General features: G+C 31.9%; 1 protein-coding gene. It reads left to right on the top strand.

The genetic code is table 11. The features are described 5' to 3' along the window. The first annotated feature begins 312 nt into the window (after positions 1–312). On the top strand, positions 313–2,100 hold the full coding sequence (locus tag ABFR62_14150; protein ID MEN8139559.1) for a hypothetical protein: 1,788 nt from the start codon (positions 313–315) through the stop codon (positions 2,098–2,100). Positions 2,101–2,113 lie beyond the last annotated feature (13 nt).

Genomic DNA, 2,113 nt, shown 5'->3' on the forward strand with positions numbered 1-2,113 from the left:
ATAGTAAGATTTTGGGTTAGTTTGATAAAAGGTTTATCCGTTACGGGTAAACCTTTTTTATTTCATATAATTTATTCTATATCATTTCATTATCTATGACAACCTTTTTTTACCGTCAAGGTATCGCAAAGTTATGCGCAATTGGGCAGTGCCTCGGTTTAGCCGCTGATTGGAGTTTTTGCAAAAAAACAAAGTACAATAGAGAACTTTGTTTAAAAAATCTCACTTTTTCATTGTAGTATAGGTCATATAAAACCTGATATTCATAAATTTGAACACTGTTTTTAACAGCAGCAAACTAAATATAGATCCATGTCGGTAGAGAAAATATATTCAGATAACATTAACCAACTTAAAGAAGAATTATCAGATCTTAAAAAAAGATCAAATATCTGGTCATATATCAGGATAATTGTATTCATTGGGGGCTTCACAGTTATTACAATTCTCTCAGGCAAATTAGATGTAGAGTATTTAATTCTCACTACTGTCTTAATTTTTATTTTACTGATCCTTTCTGTTTTACGACATCTAAATATTTCACATAAAATAGACAGTACAAAAAAACTTATTCTGATTAACTCAAACGAGATTAATGTAATAAACCAAAAAGCTAATATATACTCATCCGGCAAGAGCTTTGCAGTAGAATTCTCCGAAATATCAAACGATTTGGATCTGTTTGGCAGTAACTCAGTTTTTCACATGATAAACAGGGCTTCTACTTACTTTGGAAATAACATTCTTAAAAACTTCTTCACTAATTTCACCCAAGCGGAACAAATAACTGAAAGACAAAAAGCCGTTTCCGAATTGTCTGACAAACAGGAATGGAGACAATCATTTCAAAAAGAGTTAATCGATATTTCACCTGAAAATGCTTATAGAAAGTTAACTGACTTTGTTGAATCAAAATCATTTATTGAAAATAATAATGCCAGGTTCAACATCTATTTATTCCAAAATATTGTAGTGCTAAGCATATTTATTGCCTCATTATTTTTCTTTTCGAAATACAGCTTTTTATTATTCATGATCATTTTTATGGTCAATTCGGCTATAAGTTTGAGATACTATAAAAGGACTAATGAAATTCATCAAATGGTTTCCGATAATGCTAAAGATCTGTTTGCTTTTTCAAAAGCTTTAGACCTGTTGGAAAAGCAAAACTGGGAATCGGATCTTCTGAAAAGTTTAGTAAAAGAAAATGACCTTTTTTCTGTTCAAATATTAAACCTTAAAAAACTTATTCAACTATTCGACTACAGACTAAATATGGTAGTAGGTACGATTCTGAATATATTTCTACTATGGGATTTTAGAATTATTAAAAAGCTCGATATATGGAAAAGAAGTAATACCGACATAGAGAAACACCTTAAAATTATTGGAGAATTTGAAGCTCTGAATAGTTTTGCCACTCTTAAATATAACAATCCCGGCTTGTGTTATGCCAAAATATCAGATAAAGAATTTGAGCTAAATGCTTCAAATATGTTCCATCCTCTAATTGCTAAAAACGAAGTTATTTCCAATTCCTACGATTTTAGCGGTACATCGAGGTTAGATATTATCACCGGACCAAATATGTCGGGTAAAAGTACATTCCTGCGTTCAGTAGCCATAAATATGATACTGGCAGGTGCAGGCTCTGTAGTTTTTGCCGATAAGTTTGTTTTTACGCCTTCTAAGGTGCTGACATATCTTCATATTACAGATTCTATAAAAGATAAAATATCAACCTTTAGAGCAGAAATAATCAAACTAAAGTCTATTCTCGAGCAAATAAAATCATCGGATGTACCGACATTTTTTATTTTAGACGAGATTCTAAGAGGAACTAACTCCCATTCAAAATTTAAGGGGTCGGTGGCTATAGTAAAACGTTTACTGGAGCTGAAATCAAGTGGAATAATAGCTACGCACGACGTGAAACTCGGCGAAATGGAAGAGGATTATAGAGATCATATCAGAAACTTTTCTTTCGACTTTATTGTTGATAAAAATGATGAACTGGTTTATGATTACAAGCTCAAAAAAGGTATAAATACTAAGGTAAATGCGGAGATAGTACTGAAGGAACTGGGTTTGGTTTTGTAGACGGAAGTTGGGA

The sequence above is a fragment of the Bacteroidota bacterium genome, assembly GCA_039714315.1.
In the GTDB taxonomy this organism is placed as follows: domain Bacteria; phylum Bacteroidota; class Bacteroidia; order Flavobacteriales; family JADGDT01; genus JADGDT01.